Raw genomic sequence first — 18,039 nt, forward strand, 5'->3', positions numbered from 1 at the left:
TCGCATATGGAAATTAGCCATTTCATTACGAGCAATATGGCCAATCCTCATGAATTGGAGCGAATGTTCAGGAAAGATCCTGAAAGTTTCAAAAAGTCATTCTCCAGCGTATGGGAACAAAATCCGGATTCGCAAGTTCTTGCCGTCTGGCATGAAAGACTGAATTTCAAGGAAACGAAGGCAGGGAAGACTTCTATCCTTCAAAAAGATTTCGTATCGATGGGCATATTGGCCGTTCTGGCCGGATTGGGCAGCAGGATTCTTTTTCAATTTGCCGAACAGCAAACGATTGCGCCTGTGAACCTTGTTTTTGGGATACTTCCCTTTATTGCCGCCTTTTTTGTATACAATAACCGGGCCGGCAAGCATGTGCTGTACACTCTTGTCTCGCTGTTCCTGGTCTCCGCTTTCTATTTAAATATGCTGCCATTAGAGCAGAAAGATAGTATTATTCTGGTTTACCTGCACCTGCCCGTTTTCCTATGGGTATTATTAGGCCTTGCATTTACGGGGAATGATTATGGCAGAGGAAGCACGAGACTTGCCTATCTGAAATTTAACGGGGAATTCTGCATCCTCTACGCCTGTATGGCTATCAGCGGAGCGCTGCTGACGGGCTTAACCATGCAGTTATTCAGATTTGTCGGAATGGATATATCCGAGTTCTATTTTCAAAATGTCGTTGTGTTTGGCGCTGCCGCTCTCGCTGTTGTGGCTGCCTATCTGGTATCGAGGAACCTCAAGCTTTATAAAAATATAGCGCCGTATATAGCCAGGATTTTTAGTCCTCTTGTTCTGGTGACCCTGTTGGTTTACCTAGGAACGGTGATCTGGGTTGGGAAAAATCCGTTCCTGGACCGTGATTTCCTTCTATCCTTCAACGGCATTCTGCTAAGCGTTTTGGCCGTCACCATTTTTTCCATTACGGAAAGCGGGACGGATGAGCGAAAAAGCATTTCGGATTACATTAACTTGGCCTTGATTATTCTTGCCCTGGTCATCGACAGCGTGGCTCTGTCAGCTATCGTGTTCAGGCTTTCGTCGTATGGGATAACGCCCAACCGGCTTGCAGTGTTAGGTATCAACATCTTCATCTGGGCGAATTTAATTTGGATTATGCTCGCCTATTCGCAGTATCTGCGGAATAGAACCGGACTTTCATCGGTTCAGGATGCCGTTACGAAATATTTGCCGATTTACGGACTATGGGCGGCGATTGTTACATTTATTTTTCCGTTAATATTTGATTAGCCAAAATGTCATTTCAGAACAGAGGCAGCCGATCTATGGATCGGCTGCCTTTTCTATTGAAGAAACTTGAGGGAATATGCCCTCTGTATCTTATCTTTTCACACACATATACGAAATTCTGCCCATGATATCGAATTAACCGCATTATGCAGACAAGCTTCATCTGATATACTGACGGAGCACGAGAATGAAAGGGGTTTCATAGGTGTATAAGCGATAAGAAGTTAAACAAAGAAGGAGGCAGTATGCTCATGTCAAAGCACAAAAAGTGGTTTCATGCAGTTGTAGCGTGTATGATGCTTGCAGGTTTTTTTCTTTCGCCGCTCTCGTTTAAGTTAACCGCGTCGGCAGAACCGGCCATCCAACTTGCGGCGGCGCCTGCAGCGATTTATCCGTATCAACAGCCTTCGAAATATGCGGCTTCGGCCAACTATAAGTTAAAGGCTAACGGAGTCGAGATCCCGGTTGTTAAGGCGTATAACGATTATGATTATGCGAATTTTTCGGCATCCGGGGGACCGATTACGTATGAATTGACGATTCTGAATACGGCCAAGGTTACGGAATATGCAATCACGCCTAAGAAGTTAGGGATCAAGGCCGATAAGGTCGAAGGGACAACGTTAACCTTCACGACTTCGAAGGATGAATATTTAATCGTCATGATGAATGGGCGGACAACCAAGATTGTCATTGCGGCAGATCCGGTAGAGACGGATGTTCCTGCCTCTTCGGGAGATGGCATTTATAATGTGACGCAAGCTCCTTACCGGGTAACAACGACAGGAGATAAAACGGGGGTAGCCGAGCGAACGGCAGCCATTCAGCAAGCAATCGACGATGCTAGCAGCTATGGGACAGCTCGTGGAAATGGCGTTCAAGGGATTGTCTACATTCCGGCGGGTGAGTACTATATCGGTAACTTGGTGCTCAAAAGCAATACAGCGCTTTATATGCAGCCGGGGGCAGCTTTCATCGGAACAGGGAAGACGGCTGACTATACGGAACATTGGTTCAAAGATTCGATGGGACGACCGGCGACTTGGTGGCTTTCTACGGCATTTGATTCCAACAATATTAAAATTTATGGCCGCGGTACGCTAGATGGGAACGGGGCCGCACTAGCAGCAGATAAAAGCACCAACAATAAAGGGATGATAAACAATCTGGTAGTGCCAATTGCTACTGCCAATTTCAAGATGGATGGCGTTCTCATTCGCGAATCTGCTGCGTGGGCTGTTATGCCCGTACGCTCGAACGATTTGGAATTCACCAATTTAAAAATGTTTAACAGCCTTGGTATGGGCGAAAATGACGGAATCGATATCGTTGAATCGCAAAACGCCGTCGTCAGGAACGCCATTGGCATTTCACTCGATGATCCGTTTTCGACAAAATCATGGAAAGAAGATACCGATATTGCGTCAGGAAAAGTACCTTGGCCTGGTAAACCGGAGCCCGTCAAGCATATTTTATTCGAGGACGCTATTGCTTGGACGGCGTGTTATGGCTTTAAAATAGGCCAAGGGGTTATGCAGGATCAAGAAGACATTACCTTTCGAAACGGAGTTGTGTATAAGGCTGCCGTTGGTTTCGCCATCCACCACAAATATGGAACAGGCGCAGTCCGAAATGTCACCTTTGAGGATATGGATGTCGAGGATATTAGCGGTAAAAATGAGGATAACAGCGCTTGGATGACATTGTTTACTGTGAATGGCGGAGACATTGGTGTCGGGCCTATTGATGGGGTAACGGTAAGAAACATAACCGTTCGCGATGCCGGTGAAAGCTTTGCGAAAATCAAAGGGCAGGAAGGGGCGCCGATTACAGGGCTTACATTTGAGAATGTGTATATGCCTGGGAGCACAACGCCGGCAAAAACGCTGCATGAAATGAATTTCCTGGATAGAGAGTATCAAAGCGGTGTCACCATTAAACCCGTGCAGGAAACCGAGCCTAGACCACGAACAAATTACGCATTAAATCAGCCGGCGGTCGCATCATCTAATGACACATCGGTAGATACGGCGCCACTGGCTTTCGACGGGAATTTAACGACGCGTTTCGGATCCAAGCGTGGAGTTGATCCGGGTTGGGTATACGTTGATTTGGGGGAAAGCAAACGAATCAATGAAGTTCGGCTCTATTGGGAGGCAGCTTACGGAACAAGCTATCAAATCCAAGTATCCGATGATGCTCAGAATTGGAGAGACGTCTACAGCACAACAAGTGGAAAAGGCGGCCTGGAGAAAATAACATTTAATGAAGCGAATGCCCGTTACGTGCGAATGTACGGTACGAAAAGAGCGACACAGTATGGATACTCGCTATGGGAATTCCAGGTTTACGGGCCAGAGGTACTAGCAGACAGTATTTCGCTTAATAAGACATTAAGTAAGATGTTAGTTGGCATGTCTGAGCAGTTGACGGCTGCGATACTTCCCGAAGATACAACAAACCAAAAGATCATCTGGAGCACAAGTAATGCCAAGGTTGCAACTGTGAACAGCCAAGGTCTCGTCACCGCGATCGGTGAGGGTACGGCTAAGATTACTGCTGCGACATGGAGTGGCGAATTAAAGGCGACTGCGGCGGTTACGGTAACGAAAATAGGTACTCCGCAATTGCAGTCTGTCATTGCCGGAGATGGGCATGCCTTTCTGAACTGGACGACGGTAGAAGGAGCGACGGGATATAAATTATACGCAAGCCCGATCCGCGGCTCGTATGGAGCGGAAGCAGCATCCGTCAGCGATGCCGTTTACAGCTATAAGGTTGAAGAGTTGACGAATGGCACAGCGTACTATTTTGTGGTTAAAGCCGTCTATCCGGCAGGGGAGAGCAGTGCTTCCAATGAAATAGGCGCAACTCCGCAGATTCCATTGCCTGGTGCTCCTACGCTTGCTTCAATTATTCCCGGCGATGGGCAAGCGCAGTTAAATTGGCTGCCTGTCGATGACGCAACAGGATACGTCATTTATCAAAGCAAGGCATCCGGTACCTACCAGACAGAGACAGCAACCGTAAGCAGCTCCGTCTATCGTTATGATGTTAGGAATTTGACGAATGGAACAACCTATTATTTTATGGTGAAAGCAATGAATGGGAGCGGAGAGAGTCCTGCCTCGAATGAAATCAGCATCACGCCGGCTGCTCCGATGAAGGCTCCGGGTGCACCGACAGGGGTTAACGCGGTAGCTCAGGATGGCCGAGCCATCATCACCTTCACTGCACCTTCGGACCATGGAGGCAGTCCAATTACGCGGTATGAGGTTACATCCTCACCAGGAGGGTTTACCGGAATCGGCGCAGCGAGTCCTATTACCATTCCAGGTCTGATCAATGGTACATCCTACACGTTTACCGTCAAAGCTTTCAATGAAGTGGGCGCCAGTCCGGACAGCCAAATTTCGAATGCAGTGATCCCCTCAGCGCCTGATGTAAAGGACAGTAAGGATAATGACTCGCCTATTGCTCCTGTAAACCCAAGGAATCCTGCTCCTGTTCCTCAGAAGGATACAGAGCTTGGTCAAGAAATAGCAGCCAATCTGAATGGTCAAACGATTACAACTTATGTCGTTGATGCTAAGCAATTGGACGAAAGGCTGGCAGCTGAGGGAGAGCGGGCACGGATAACGATTCCGGTGAGTGCGAAGTCTGATGTAATTGTCGGCGAGCTGGATGGCCAGATGGTCAAAATTATGGAGAATCAGCATGCCGTCATGGAACTGAAGACGGAAAAGGCTGCCTATACCTTGCCCGCGCTTCAGTTCAATATCGATGCGTTATCCAAAGAGATGGGCGAGAGCGTAGCTCTACAAGACATCAAAATACGTATCGAGATTGCCACACCGACAACGGATACAATGAAATTCGTGGAGGACACTGCTGCGAATGGGGGGTTCAAACTTGTTGCCCCGCCGGTCCAATTTCGTGTGAAGGCTCTGTATGGCGATAAAACAGTTGAGATTACTCAATTTAATGCCTATGTGGAGAGAATGATTGCCATCCCGGATGGGATTGCTCCAGACCGGATTCTCACCGGAGTTGTTATTGACCCGGACGGGAACGTACGGCATGTACCGACTAAGATTGTTTTGGCGGATGGCAAGTATTATGCCCTGATAAATAGCTTGACGAATAGTACCTATACCGTCATTTGGCATCCTGTTCATTATACGGATATAGACGATCATTGGGCGAAGGATGCTGTAGCCAGTATGGGGTCGCGGATGATCGTCACTGGTTTCGAGGATCAACAGTTTCACCCTGATCAGGAAATGACACGCGGGGAGTTTGCAGCTATCTTAGTTCGGGCTTTGGGCATCCAATTACCAAACTATGCGGGTTCTTCCTCCGATGTCGGACCATCGGATTGGTACAGCAGATACATTCAAGCTGCATACGCTTATGATTTGATCGATGGATATGAAGATGGTTCGTTCCGTCCGCGTGATACCATCACACGCGAACAAGCTATGGCTGTCATAGCCAAAGCTATGAAGATTACGGGAATCGGTGCGAAGCCTCTGAACGAGAATCAAACGGAAATTCTCCTGCAACCATATATGGATATGAAGGAGATTTCGGAATGGGCAGTGAACGGAGTGGCCGACTGCCTGCAAAAGGAAATCGTAGTGGGCAAGAGTCAGCACTCGATCGATCCCAAAGCATTTATCACAAGAGCTGAGGTTGTGGTCAGTATCCAGAGGCTTCTGCAAAAGTCAGAGTTGATTTCATAATTTAAGGTTGGCAATTAAAGGTGGTGATACATATTTTTGTTTAGCATGTTTCATAATAAGAAACATGAATTTAAGTTTGAAATGCATAGGGTGAATAGAGATGCCAAACGAAATAGAAGAAATGAACATCCAAGAACACCGGATGGAGCTGGACTGGTGGCTGCAACATGACATCTTCTCGTTTCAGTGGTGGATTATCGTCATTGTCAATGTGCTGTTTGTCGCGCTGCTGCTCATCTTTATGGATCGAAAAAGAACACTCCTCACAGCATTGGCATTCATGACCAGCTTTGTAATTATCGGAATGATCGACCAAATCGGCAAGTTTTTCGACTTGTGGAGATATCCGCATCAGCTAGTACCATTTACCGAGAACTTAAACACTGTTGATTTTTTCGTGGTACCTTGTGTCATGGCGTATATTTATCAGAAGTTTGGGGCTTGGAAGTCCTTTCTGATCGCTGCTCTCGTGGCTTCGCTCGTCATTTCGTACGTCGGCGAACCGATCTTTGTCGCTCTTGACATGTATGAGCTGGTGAATTGGTCCTATTGGAAGTCGTTCTTCGTATTGGTGCTTATTGCGATTCTTGCTAAAGGATTCGTTGATCTGTTACAAGGTAACAGGCTGCAGTTCAATGTCGACCGGGAATTGGTCATCGATTTTCAACATAGAAAGAAGAAAATTAGATAAATGGATGCAGGGCTGCCGGCGGGCAGCTCTGTTTTTATTGTAAAGCAAGATATAGACTGCTATGTAGAAAGTTTAATTATAGTGATTAACTCACTTGTGGCCCATGAAAACAAAGACTATGTTAAATCTATAACTCAAGTAGTTGAGAAAAATGAGTTGGAGGTGATCGGTCGGTGAAGATTATTGTAACAGGAGCAACAGGTCAATTAGGAAGCAGCGTTATCCAACATCTGCTTACCAAGGTGCCGGCAAGTCAAATTATTGCGGTTGCACGAAGTCTTGATAAAGCCGCAGCCCTTGCTGGACTAGGAATTGAAATTCGTCAGGCAGATTATAATATCCCTGACTCTCTTCACGATGCGTTAAGAGAAGGAACCAAACTGCTTTTTATCTCAAGTTCGGAGAAGGATGACCCGCTGCGCGTCGTTCAACACGCCAACGTTGTCAAAGCAGCCCGAGATCTTAATTTAAGGCATATTATCTATACAAGCTTCGCTTTCGCCGAGGATAATCCATATGCTTACGTTCATCTGGCTACGGAGTATGCGATTCGCACTACGAAAATTCCGTACACGTTTTTGCGTAATGGAGGTTATATGGAATTTTTCGTCAACCCGTTACTAAAGACTTACATGAAGAACGGATCAATCCTTACAAATGCTGGTAACGGGAAAGTGAATTCGGTTAGTCGCAGCGATTTGGCTCTGGCCGCGGCACATGTGTTGACCGAGGAAGGACATGAAAATAAGGAATACACGCTCGTTTCCAACGACCCGTGGAATTTTGATGATTTGGCTAACATCCTTTCGGAAGTCACTGGTAAAAGAGTTATCCATCAGTCGGTTTCTTATGAAGAAGTGAAAAGCAGGCTTGTTCATACCGGTATGCCGGAAGCTTTTGCTGAAGCATCGGCCTTTATTTACAAGACCATTGCAGATGGGAAGATGGAGAGAACAAGTGATGATTTGCAAAAGCTGATTGGATTTCACACACCACTGAAAGAACTTGTCCTTAAAGCTTTGCAATAAAAAATAGGGTGTGGTCATATAAGCTTCATATTTCTTGTAGGAGGAAACAACAATGGAAGTTTTCGCAGAATACTTGGCGCGTATCGATAATCCGCAGCATCGGACCAGAACGGAAGAGATTTTGACATGGGTATCTGAGAAATTTCCAACGTTAATGCCCAAAATTGCCTGGAATCAGCCGATGTTTACCGACCACGGCACATTCATTATCGGCTTTAGCGTAGCCAAACAACATGTGGCTGTCGCGCCGGAGAAGGCGGGCATGATTCATTGTTCGGCCGACATCGTACAAGCAGGCTATACGTACACCAAGGAGTTGGTGCGTATCCGGTGGGATCAACCGGTTGATTTCTCATTGCTTGAGAAAATGATCCGGTTTAATATTGCGGATAAAGCCGACTGTTCCACCTTTTGGCGGAAATAAACGGTATGCATAAAGCGAGCGGATAACCCTGATGCTGCAGCATGGGGTTATCCTTTTTTATGTACGCTGACTAACCTGCCAATATCTAAATTTCAATTTCTCATCTCTCCTTAATGGGTAATACTGGAATCATTAACCATTTTTATCCACATACTTGGACGCATGAAAAAGGAAAAAGTTTCTAAATATCATGATTTGTATTCATTAATTCCCAAAAGTAATTCCTGACGGACGATGGCTTAAGCCATAAAGCGCGAAGCGGAGCCGAATTACTATGTTAGCATCGAAATGAATCTAACTTGGGAGTGTAGGCTATGGAAGGTGAAATTAATTTGGCTTTGGAAAAAATCGAGCAGCTGAATACGAGAAGCCAAAGAGCGATGATGGAGTTAATACGCAAAAGTTTGAAAATGAACGATGACGAGTTTAATAAAGAGCTGTTGTTAGCCTATGCACATCAGAACCCGGTACATATTCTGGAGATTGCCATCGCCCTGAAATATGAAGAGATTATTAAAGCTTTGCCGGAGCAGTATGGTTAGAAGGGCATCCGGATGTCTTATCCCTCATAGGCTTAACAGTTCGCAACCGTCAGGGGCATCCTGACGGTTTTTGGCATGGAATTGCTTCATCTGCAGCCATGTTATCGGGCTCATATATTTTCTCATGGTGTTCCATGCATGTCATTAGGTTGAGAGGAGCTTTCTTGTAATCCTAAACGAGTAGGAGGCAAAAAAGGTTGCAGGGGAGGGAAGCGGAAGCTAATTTTTTTTCTTTTCAAATTTTCATAGGAATTTTATGGTTCTTAAGAATGATTTTCAATATGGTCTATCTAATCCCTTGTACAATTTTTTGGTGCATTTGGCTAGGACTAAGTAATCAAAAGACATAGACCGTAATTCCTGTCATTCGATATTTTACCTAATTAAGAGACACAAAACTACAAATGAAACGAACTGTATAGTCATATAGTGCACTTTTGACTGTAAGAATTTAACTGCTATGATTATGGTAAACTTGGGTATTGTTGAAGAGACCACATACAAATTTCGGTTAAAGGATGAATGCACAGATGGTAAAGATGTTCTCAGGTGAGAGTCGTGTCTTTTACCTGTACAGGTTTATTTCGCTTGCTGCAACTTCGTTCGTGTACGCCATCGAAGATCGCGGCCCACCGTTAGGTACCAAGTTCGGCATCATTCTGATGCTTTTCATCTTTGCTGTATGGGTGACGAACAGGTATATCCAGAGCGGCAAAGCCTCTCGCACAATTCAAATAACCGTAGGCTTGGAAATGGCAGGGATGATCGTCCTCCATCTTCTAAGCGGCGGTATGGACAGCCCGTTCCTGTGGTGCGTATTCAACCCAGTCTGGATGGCTGCCAGCCATATATCCTCTGCCATCTGCTGGTTGATGATGCTGAGCTACTTCGCATTCATGACCGCATATTCCTACTTTGTCACCAATGACCAAATGCATGCCTTAGACACGATGTTACTGAACGATCATCGGATGTATCTTGCACTATTGTTAATGACGCTTATCGTTCAGCTAGTCGCCAATGTCATCAACAGGTTGGAGGCGGCGAACACGCGGACGACAGAAACCATGGAACATATGAAATCGCTGTTTCAGATCGTGGAAGCGGCAACGCATAGCGATTCCGAGTATTTGAAGATTGTGTTTGCCGAATTCGCGTTGAAATTGACCAAGGTTAAAATGTCCTTCTTTTGGGATGCCGGCGGGAGCCAGCGGCACAACCGCCTAATCACGCAAGGTGTCACGCCCATAGTTACCGGTTCTTCTCTATCTGAGGTACTTGACTTGCACGAGATCAAGCTCAGACAGCTCGATGGCTGTTCAGGGATAAGTCTGGCGGAATATGGTGATTTCCTTGTCATTCCCGTTAAGTTGCCTACCCGGTTATGGGGAGTGATGGGGGTTACCATGGAGCAGTCCGGCTGGGGCAAGGACAAGGATGGGCATGGCGAACAGCTGAGCTTTCTATCTGAGCTATGTTCCGTCATTTTGGAGCGGCACGAGCTGGAGCGGATGGAACATCAAATGATGATTACCGAGGAACAGAATCGAATTGCCGATGAGATGCATGACAATGTTTCGCCGTACATGTTCGGAATCGTCTATGCCGTGCATTCGCTGAGCCGCAAATGGAAAGACATTACCAAGGACCAGATCAAGGAACAGCTGCAAATTATCCAAGAGTCTTCCGTAGCGGCCTCTCAGGAGCTTCGCTCCACGATTTATAGTCTGAGTACCCGGAAAAATGGGTCCGATGACTGGATGGCAACGGTCCGCTCTCACCTGGACAGCATGTCCAAACTGCACGCCGTAGAAGTGAAACTGCAAGTGACAGGAGACGCTCAATGTCTGCGCGTCCAATATCAGAAGGCGTTGTACCGAATCATTTCGGAATCCGCCGGCAATGCCATTCGACATGGACGAAGCACACTCATCCAGGTAGATCTCAGCATTAAGCCGGAGGAGGCGGAGCTTGCCATATCGGATAACGGAGTTGGCTTCAATGTGAGAGAACGGCTGTCAGAGCACAGTGCAGTCGGACTAGGTATCCATAACATGCAGCTGCAAGTTCAATCATTAGGCGGAAAGATCCGTATTCAGAGTACGGAAGGTAAAGGCACGCATATTCAATTGTCCCTCCCATTTCAACCACAGGAAGATAAGGCATACAGCGAGCTTGAGATGATGGGCTAACAAGATCAAGCAGGCTATTCCCATTCTAACGAAAGCAGGTGGAACCTTTGAAAGTTGTTATCGTAGATGATCATCCGTTGGTACGTAAAGGATTGTCAGCTGTGCTAAGGCTTGAAGCAAACATCGAAATTTCTGGTGAATCGGAAACGGTGGAGCACGCATTGGAGTTAATCGAGCAAACGAAACCGGATTTGGCTATAGTGGATCTGAAGCTGGGCAATCGCTCCGGTCTTGAAGTGGTTGAGAATATTAAAGATAAAGCATGCCGAAGCATCATTCTGACTTCATCGACGTCGGAGCAGGATGTGCGAAGAGCGGAAGCAGTAGGTGCGGACGGATATGTGCTCAAAGAAGCGCTGCCGGAAGAACTGCTCTTGGCTATTAAGTTGATTTTCAAAGGGAAGAAGTATTACGATCCGGGTCTCATGGAGATGTTGTTCAAGAAAGAGGAGGAAGACAACTTGAGCAAGCTAACACCGAAGGAGCGGGAAGTGTTAATCGGGCTCGGAGAGGGATTGTCCAATCAAGGCATGGCCAAGAAGCTAATGGTTACGGAATTTACGGTCAAGAAGCACGTCAGTCAAATTCTGAACAAGCTGAGCGTCAACGATCGTACACAAGCGGCTTTATTAGCGCAATCCAAAGGGTTGGTCAGCGGCTTTCAGTAAGCCGTTCCGACCCCCTCTGGTACCAAAGTATACCATCGCTTTATTACATATAGCCGCAGGTAGATACACCAAATATACCCCAAAAATTATAATATCGGGTAATATCATAATTCTGGGAATTCATTTAGTATTTGACTATAACCAAATAAAAGACAAAAAGCGGCATTCTTCATTCCTTTTCTGATGGTAGAGTGCTCAATTGGCTTGCATGCCAGGCTAACGCCATCGAATTGAGATTGCAGAATGCTCTGATTAAAGGAGTGATTGAATGTCGTTTCGATAGGTGGGGAGGAAACAAATAAAACGCTTTCATTACAAACATCTTAACTGAAAATTGTGACAAAAGCAAGACAATTTCTTGAGTGCGAACTATTATTTTCGGGAGGGTGCCATGGAGAAATCTATCCTAGATTACTTTGTGCTCATTCGCAAAAAAATGTGGATGATTGCGCTGTTCGTTCTTCTCTCGTGTCTGACCACCTTCTACGTCAGCAAAACTTTTGTTGAGCCTGTTTACAAGGCGAACACACAAGTATTGGTAAGCAGCACGTTTAAGAGTGAAGAAACGATTGATTTGAATGATGTGTCAATGAACGTGAATTTAGTTGAAAGCTATAAAGAAATTATCAAGTCGGATCAGATCGTTCGGAAGCTTCTGCAGAGTCATCCGGAATTCGGCATGACGCAGAAGGAGCTGCTGAAGAATCTGAAGGTGACCTCTACGGATAAAACGCAAATTATCAAGATCGAGCTCGAAGATCACAGCTACGAGAAAGCGGTGGCGGTGACCAAAGCTCTCGCAGACACATTTATCAGTGAAGTGCCGGCGTTGATGAATATGAACAATGTGAAAATATTATCCAGTTCGGATACGGCTGTTAAGCCTTTGCCGGCGAATTCGAGCATCGTAATCAACTTGGCGCTCAGTTTTATTATCTCGGCGATGGCAGCCATTGGCGTATTCTTCTTTTTCGAAAATATCAACGATACGATCCGCTCTGAGAAAGAGGCCGAGCTTGTTGTGGGGCTGCCGGTTCTTGCTTCGATCGGGACGATCAAAAAGGGCGGCGTAACCAGGGCTTCGAGGGCGCGTGGCAGAGAGGTAGGGGAACAAACCTATGTTACAGCTAAGTAATATGCTTGCGGCTGAATTGAATCCTCTGTCGCCGGTATCCGAGTCTTATCGCTCCTTGAGGACGGCGGTGCGCTTCAAGAAGGTAGTGCCGGCCGATCAAGGCATGGGCATGGTGCTGATGGTGGCATCTCCCAAGGGGCAAGAAGGGAAGACGACGACGCTTGCCAATCTGGCGGTGACTTATGCGCAGGAAGGCAAGTCGGTTGTGATCTTGGACTGCAATTTGCGCCAGCCGGCGCTGCATAGTTTATTCGGCATGAATAATACCAAAGGTCTGCTCCATTTCCTTCAAAAGGGGCTTGACTTGGACGATGTCATCACACCGACGGGGATCATCGGACTCGATCTTATCGTGGCTGGCGGCCAACCGGTAAACCCATCGGAATTAGCGGGCTCCGCCCAGATGACGGACCTGATGAACCAACTGAAGCGGCGGTACGAGGTTATTCTCATCGACTCGCCGGCAACGCTCGATTACACAGACGCCAGCTTGCTTGCGGAGTACAGCGACGGCGTACTGCTGGTCGCCAAGAACGGTAAAACGAAACGGGAATGGGCGAAACAAGCGAGAATCCAGCTCGAGCAGTCCGGAGCCCGGATGCTGGGCATGGTTTTCCAACAATAATTGAATACGTACTTCCAGGAGGATGAGAAGGATGAAAATGGTGAAGAAAGCAATTATTCCGGCTGCGGGGTTAGGAACGAGATTTCTTCCTGCAACGAAAGCGATGCCTAAAGAGATGCTCCCCATCATCAACAAGCCGACTATTCAATACATCGTGGAAGAAGCCATAGAGTCCGGCATCGAAGATATTATTATAGTGACCGGTAAAGGGAAGAGAGCGATCGAGGATCACTTCGACAATGCTTTCGAGCTTGAGAGCAAGCTGCTGGAAACCGGGAAGCTGGAGCTCCTGAAAGAAGTGCAGCGGTCGGCCAAAGTAGAAATCCATTATATTCGTCAGAAAGAACCCAAGGGACTGGGGCATGCCGTCTGGTGCGCAAGAAGGTTCATCGGGAATGAACCGTTCGCCGTGCTGCTCGGTGACGATATTGTCGCAGGGAAGGTTCCTTGCTTGAAACAGCTGATTCAACAGTTTGAATTATCAGAAAATTCAGTTATCGGTGTGCAGAAAGTGCTGCCGGAGCTTACGAATCGTTACGGTATCATCGATCCGGGCGAACAGAATAACCGCCTATACCAAGTGAAGGATTTTGTCGAGAAGCCGGCATTAGGTACGGCCCCGTCCAATCTTGCCATTATGGGGAGATATGTGTTCACGCCCAAAATCTTTGAATTTCTGGAGCTCCAGGAGAAAGGCGCCGGCGGCGAGATTCAACTGACGGATGCGATTCAGAAGCTTAACCAAATTGAGCGTGTCCTTGCCTACCAATTTGATGGCGTTCGTTACGATGTCGGTGAGCGGCTCGGCTATATTCTTACAACGATGGCTTTCGCATTAGAGAGTAAAGATCTTCGGCTGGATGTGTTGGAAGCCATGGCTTCGCTGCTGATTAAGGAGCAATATGCACCTGTATTGAAGCACTTGGGAGGTGAAGATTATGAGCTTGCGCGAACTGCCGGAGGAATATGAGTACGTAGGAACAAGATCTGGCTATTATTCTTCCGCCGCCACGAGATTGCAGGAACGGAAGCGGATAACCGCCTATTCCTTCATGAAGCGCGTAATGGATATTGTCCTCTCTCTGATAGGTCTAATCTGCTTGATGCCGTTATTTGCGGTAGTGGCCATTATGATCAAGTTGGAAGATCCTAAAGGCTCCGTCTTCTTCAAACAAAATCGGGTCGGCAAGCATGAAACCTTGTTTCCCATGTATAAATTTCGCTCGATGGTAGCTAACGCGGAAGAGCTGAAGCAGCAATTAATGAGCCAGAATGAAGTCGAAGGCGCCATGTTCAAAATGAAGAACGATCCACGCGTAACACGGATCGGCAGAGTGCTGCGCAAAACGAGCATCGACGAGCTGCCGCAATTGTGGAATGTGCTTCTCGGCGATATGAGCTTGGTCGGACCTAGACCGGCTTTGCCAAGCGAAGTTAGCGAGTACACATCGTATGACAAGAAGCGTTTGGCGGTAACGCCCGGCTGTACGGGATTATGGCAAGTGAGCGGACGAAGCAACCTAAGCTTCGAGCAAATGGTTGAGCTGGATTTGACTTATATCCGCGAGCGGAGCATTCTTTTTGATTTGAAAATCATGACGAAGACCGTTACGGTCCTTCTCGGCTCCAAAGACGCCTTTTAGACAAATAGGAAAGGAGTACCGCTATGGTGCATATTCAGCCGGAACCAAGGGTATCGATTGTCATCTGTACCTATAATCGCGCTGATTTGCTTCGGATCACGTTGGATGCGCTGCCTGCCTTGGCTGCAAGAGATTTGGCCGAGATTTTGATTGTGGATAACAATTCCACCGATCATACGAGCGATATCTCCATGTCGTTCGTGGAGCGGCATGCCGGGGTTATGCGCGTTCGCTATATTTTTGAACCGACCCAAGGCTTATCGGCTGCGCGCAATAGGGGGATTCGGGAGGCTAAAGGCGATATTGTCGCCTATCTCGATGACGATGCGGTTCCTTGTCTGGAGTGGATTCGCACGATTGTGGACACCTTCGATCAAAGGCAGGATGTTCATGCCATCGGCGGCATCATTCGTCCGAGGTTCGAAGGCGGGAGGCCGCCGTGGTTGATTCAAGCGTTAGAACTTCCCTATACGATTGTAGATCGGGGAGAAGCTGTACATGAATTTCCGGTAAACAAACATCCTTTCGGTGCGAACATGGCCGTACGCAAATCGTTTCATGAGGCCTATATATTTCCGACAGACCTAGGAAGGAAGGGAACGCTGCTGTTGTCCGGTGAGGAATCATGGCTTTTCGAGCAGATGAAGAAGGAAAGGAAGACGATTCTGTATCAGCCCGCCATGGTTGTCGATCACTTCATTCCCGCTAGCCGGTTAACGAAGGAATGGATCCTGCAGCGTTACTATTATCAAGGCGTGACGAACGGTTCCATACGTCAAGGTTGGTTGGGGCAGCTCAGCTTGCTCGGGAACGTTGCTTGCCGGATGCTCTATATCGCTGCAAGTGCTTTATTAGCACATACGGAAGGAAGTAAATTACTGCTTGCATGCCGCATGCAAAGTATTAAGGGGACACTAGCCACGATGCGTCATCGTGTGAAAGTGCGATTGACAGGGTGAAAATCATGATGCCGGATCGTTCCCTGCAGCTTCGGAAACCGTGGTATTACGCTGCGGTCTACGTGCTGCTTGCAGTGATGATGGGCATTGCAGCTGCCTATCAGCCTGTCATCAGCTTCTTGGGAGTAGGCTTGCTTGTGTTATGTTTGTATGCCGTCTACCAACCGGAGAAGATGAGTTATCTTGTCCTGCTCTCAACCGCCATATCTGTGAATTACATTGTGGAAGCGAATGTCCCCGGGTTGGAGATCCTTTCGCTCTACAAGCTTGGGATTCTCATACTGCTGGTTCCCGGCCTATTGCAGAACGGGCTTCGATGGAAGTTCGCCTCTCCGATTGTGGCGATTGCCTGCATGCTGTTCCTAACGCTCTTTTTCTCGGAATGGCATCCACGGCTGACACTTTCGATCACGTTGAAAGCATTCATCGGACTTACGCTTCCCTTCTTTTTTCTCATGATCAAATGGAAAGAAGCAACGGCGCAAAAGCACATCCGTATCATCTGCCTGCTTCCGATTGTCAGTGTGGCGACCGGGGCTATTCTTCAGTTGGCCCATCTGTATCCGTTTCTCAATGTGGAGTTCACGGGAGCGATTCGGGTGCAAGGGGCGAATATTGCCCCCCATTTGGCGATGCTGGCTTTTCTAGGCATTACCATTGCTTTAATGGAAACCAAGCGTAATCCGCTGACCGCCAAATTTTATTACGGTACGCTTGCGGCGAACTTCGCCATTCTCATCGCGACGGGCACCAGAGGACCTATACTCGCCATGCTGGCCATGGCCGCCTACTATTTCTTCGATATGGTCCGGGACTATATCAAGGGCAAGCTTATCTTATTGATTCCGCTGCTCTGTTCCTTGGTACTGATTGGCGGGGCCGTCTATGTGCAGTGGGATAATATGACCAAACGTTCATTCGAACGCCAAACGGGCACAGGCATCGACCTATCGGGAAGGACGGAAGCATGGAGTTATTTCTTAAAAGGAGTGCAAGATTACCCGCTCACGGGCAGAGGGCTCGGTGCGGTTACTGTAGCGAATGACGGGAGCTTGTATGCCGGCTTCGTGGTCCCGCATAACGAATACATACGCTTCTATTATGATTCCGGATATATCGGTTGTATCCTGTTGTTCCTGTCTTTGCTCGTTTTATTTCGAATGATTCACCGCATTATACCGCAGAGAATCAAGGTTTATTACGGAGCCTTCATCCTGGCGTTCTTCCTGTACTCCTTGTCGGATAACACGTTGTCCACCGTTCAATTCATCATTCCGTTCTGCTGGTATTTGAATTGTTTATATATTCTGTCGACGACAAATTCGAAAAAAGAAGAAGTGATCTGATGAGTAGAGTGACTATGTTCGATGTTCATTTTGACAATTATGATTTTCTGGACTTATTAGCCTACATGGATGAGGTCATTCGCCAGAATCAACATTCTTACATTTTAACCTGCAATGTCGATCATTTAGTGAAGCTCAGAAAAGATGCCGAGTTTCAGAAAGTATATTCGGATGCGGGGGCGATTGTGGCGGATGGCATGCCCATTATTTGGGCTTCGAGGATGCTGCGTAAACCGCTGAAACAGAAGGTATCCGGCTCCGATTTGTTCGCCAAATTAGGCAAAGCTTTCGCCGATCGGCAATATAGGCTTTTCTTCTTAGGCTCAGCCGTCGGCATCCCGGAGCAGGCTGTCAAAAATCTGAAGCTCGTATTTCCCAATCTGAATATCGTCGGCTGCTATTCTCCTTCCTATGGCTTCGAGAACAAAAAAGAGGAGAATGAACACATTGTGCAAATGCTGATCGATACGCAGCCGGATATCGTGTTCGTCGGCGTAGGTGCGCCAAAGCAAGAAAAGTGGATCTATCAAAACTATTTGCAGTATAAAGTGCCGATATCGATCGGCGTCGGCGCCACGTTCGATTTCATCTCGGGTACGGTCAAGCGGGCTCCGCATATCATGCAGAAGACAGGCTTCGAATGGTTTTGGCGGCTGGCGCAAGAACCTAGAAGGCTCTGGAAGCGTTACTTGGTTCAAGATGCGATGTTTGCGGTCCTGCTATGGCAAGAGATTGTCAAGCAGTTCAAGCTGAAACGGGAGGGGACGGGAATCAATAGTGGATGATTTCG

At 47.2% G+C, this 18,039-nt stretch carries 15 protein-coding genes; all 15 read left to right on the forward strand.

Annotated features, from left to right (window positions below; genetic code table 11):
• The first annotated feature begins 6 nt into the window (after nt 1-6).
• Nucleotides 7-1,251, forward strand: a complete 1,245-nt coding sequence (locus J2X61_RS15795; RefSeq protein WP_310189000.1) for a DUF4153 domain-containing protein — start codon at nt 7-9, stop codon at nt 1,249-1,251.
• 251 nt (nt 1,252-1,502) lie between these two features.
• Complete coding sequence (locus J2X61_RS15800) at nt 1,503-5,996, forward strand: S-layer homology domain-containing protein (RefSeq protein WP_310189003.1); 4,494 nt, start codon at nt 1,503-1,505, stop codon at nt 5,994-5,996.
• Between the two features lie 121 nt (nt 5,997-6,117).
• The gene (locus J2X61_RS15805) at nt 6,118-6,687 is read left to right on the forward strand and encodes a CBO0543 family protein (RefSeq protein ID WP_310189006.1); all 570 of its coding nucleotides are present in this window, start codon (nt 6,118-6,120) and stop codon (nt 6,685-6,687) included.
• Nucleotides 6,688-6,860: 173 nt separating this feature from the next.
• On the forward strand, nt 6,861-7,715 hold the full coding sequence (locus tag J2X61_RS15810; protein ID WP_310189009.1) for an SDR family oxidoreductase: 855 nt from the start codon (nt 6,861-6,863) through the stop codon (nt 7,713-7,715).
• 52 nt (nt 7,716-7,767) lie between these two features.
• On the forward strand, nt 7,768-8,139 hold the full coding sequence (locus J2X61_RS15815; protein WP_274467675.1) for an iron chaperone: 372 nt from the start codon (nt 7,768-7,770) through the stop codon (nt 8,137-8,139).
• A 314-nt stretch (nt 8,140-8,453) separates the two neighbouring features.
• Nucleotides 8,454-8,681 carry a hypothetical protein gene (locus J2X61_RS15820; RefSeq protein ID WP_274467676.1) on the forward strand — a complete coding sequence of 76 codons (228 nt, stop codon included), beginning with the start codon at nt 8,454-8,456 and terminating at the stop codon, nt 8,679-8,681.
• A gap of 530 nt (nt 8,682-9,211) precedes the next feature.
• Nucleotides 9,212-10,873: a sensor histidine kinase gene (locus J2X61_RS15825; RefSeq protein WP_310189013.1), complete on the forward strand. Its 1,662-nt coding sequence runs from the start codon at nt 9,212-9,214 to the stop codon at nt 10,871-10,873.
• 38 nt (nt 10,874-10,911) lie between these two features.
• A complete protein-coding gene (locus J2X61_RS15830; RefSeq protein WP_310189015.1) occupies nt 10,912-11,541 on the forward strand; it encodes a response regulator transcription factor in 630 nt (209 codons plus the stop codon).
• A 391-nt stretch (nt 11,542-11,932) separates the two neighbouring features.
• The gene (locus J2X61_RS15835) at nt 11,933-12,676 is read left to right on the forward strand and encodes a YveK family protein (protein WP_274467679.1); all 744 of its coding nucleotides are present in this window, start codon (nt 11,933-11,935) and stop codon (nt 12,674-12,676) included.
• Complete coding sequence (locus J2X61_RS15840; RefSeq protein ID WP_274467680.1) at nt 12,660-13,301, forward strand: CpsD/CapB family tyrosine-protein kinase; 642 nt, start codon at nt 12,660-12,662, stop codon at nt 13,299-13,301. Before J2X61_RS15835 ends, J2X61_RS15840 begins: the two co-directional genes overlap by 17 nt.
• Nucleotides 13,302-13,332: 31 nt before the next feature.
• Entirely contained in the window at nt 13,333-14,271 is a 939-nt protein-coding gene (gene galU, locus J2X61_RS15845; RefSeq protein WP_274467681.1) for a UTP--glucose-1-phosphate uridylyltransferase GalU, read from the forward strand.
• Nucleotides 14,240-14,944, forward strand: a complete 705-nt coding sequence (locus tag J2X61_RS15850) for a sugar transferase (protein WP_310189019.1) — start codon at nt 14,240-14,242, stop codon at nt 14,942-14,944. The genes galU and J2X61_RS15850 overlap by 32 nt, the downstream gene beginning before the upstream one ends.
• A 23-nt stretch (nt 14,945-14,967) precedes the next feature.
• On the forward strand, nt 14,968-15,903 hold the full coding sequence (locus tag J2X61_RS15855; protein WP_310189022.1) for a glycosyltransferase: 936 nt from the start codon (nt 14,968-14,970) through the stop codon (nt 15,901-15,903).
• A 5-nt stretch (nt 15,904-15,908) separates the two neighbouring features.
• On the forward strand, nt 15,909-17,249 hold the full coding sequence (locus tag J2X61_RS15860) for an O-antigen ligase family protein (protein ID WP_274467684.1): 1,341 nt from the start codon (nt 15,909-15,911) through the stop codon (nt 17,247-17,249).
• The gene (locus J2X61_RS15865; protein ID WP_274467685.1) at nt 17,249-18,034 is read left to right on the forward strand and encodes a WecB/TagA/CpsF family glycosyltransferase; all 786 of its coding nucleotides are present in this window, start codon (nt 17,249-17,251) and stop codon (nt 18,032-18,034) included. The genes J2X61_RS15860 and J2X61_RS15865 overlap by 1 nt, the downstream gene beginning before the upstream one ends.
• The last annotated feature ends 5 nt before the right edge of the window (nt 18,035-18,039 follow it).

The sequence above is a fragment of the Bacillus sp. 3255 genome, assembly GCF_031456485.1.
Taxonomy (GTDB): Bacteria; Bacillota; Bacilli; order Paenibacillales; family NBRC-103111; genus Paenibacillus_E.

What these genes read in the sequence shown, in the direction of transcription:
- J2X61_RS15855 (WP_310189022.1), top strand. Translation starts at nt 14,968, where the DNA reads ATGGTGCATATTCAGCCGGAACCAAGGGTATCGATTGTCATCTGTACC.
- J2X61_RS15850 (WP_310189019.1), top strand. Translation starts at nt 14,240, where the DNA reads ATGAGCTTGCGCGAACTGCCGGAGGAATATGAGTACGTAGGAACAAGA.
- J2X61_RS15800 (WP_310189003.1), top strand. Translation starts at nt 1,503, where the DNA reads ATGTCAAAGCACAAAAAGTGGTTTCATGCAGTTGTAGCGTGTATGATG.
- J2X61_RS15805 (WP_310189006.1), top strand. Translation starts at nt 6,118, where the DNA reads ATGAACATCCAAGAACACCGGATGGAGCTGGACTGGTGGCTGCAACAT.
- J2X61_RS15825 (WP_310189013.1), top strand. Translation starts at nt 9,212, where the DNA reads ATGGTAAAGATGTTCTCAGGTGAGAGTCGTGTCTTTTACCTGTACAGG.
- J2X61_RS15795 (WP_310189000.1), top strand. Translation starts at nt 7, where the DNA reads ATGGAAATTAGCCATTTCATTACGAGCAATATGGCCAATCCTCATGAA.
- J2X61_RS15835 (WP_274467679.1), top strand. Translation starts at nt 11,933, where the DNA reads ATGGAGAAATCTATCCTAGATTACTTTGTGCTCATTCGCAAAAAAATG.
- J2X61_RS15815 (WP_274467675.1), top strand. Translation starts at nt 7,768, where the DNA reads ATGGAAGTTTTCGCAGAATACTTGGCGCGTATCGATAATCCGCAGCAT.
- J2X61_RS15860 (WP_274467684.1), top strand. Translation starts at nt 15,909, where the DNA reads ATGATGCCGGATCGTTCCCTGCAGCTTCGGAAACCGTGGTATTACGCT.
- J2X61_RS15865 (WP_274467685.1), top strand. Translation starts at nt 17,249, where the DNA reads ATGAGTAGAGTGACTATGTTCGATGTTCATTTTGACAATTATGATTTT.
- J2X61_RS15840 (WP_274467680.1), top strand. Translation starts at nt 12,660, where the DNA reads ATGTTACAGCTAAGTAATATGCTTGCGGCTGAATTGAATCCTCTGTCG.
- galU (WP_274467681.1), top strand. Translation starts at nt 13,333, where the DNA reads ATGAAAATGGTGAAGAAAGCAATTATTCCGGCTGCGGGGTTAGGAACG.
- J2X61_RS15820 (WP_274467676.1), top strand. Translation starts at nt 8,454, where the DNA reads ATGGAAGGTGAAATTAATTTGGCTTTGGAAAAAATCGAGCAGCTGAAT.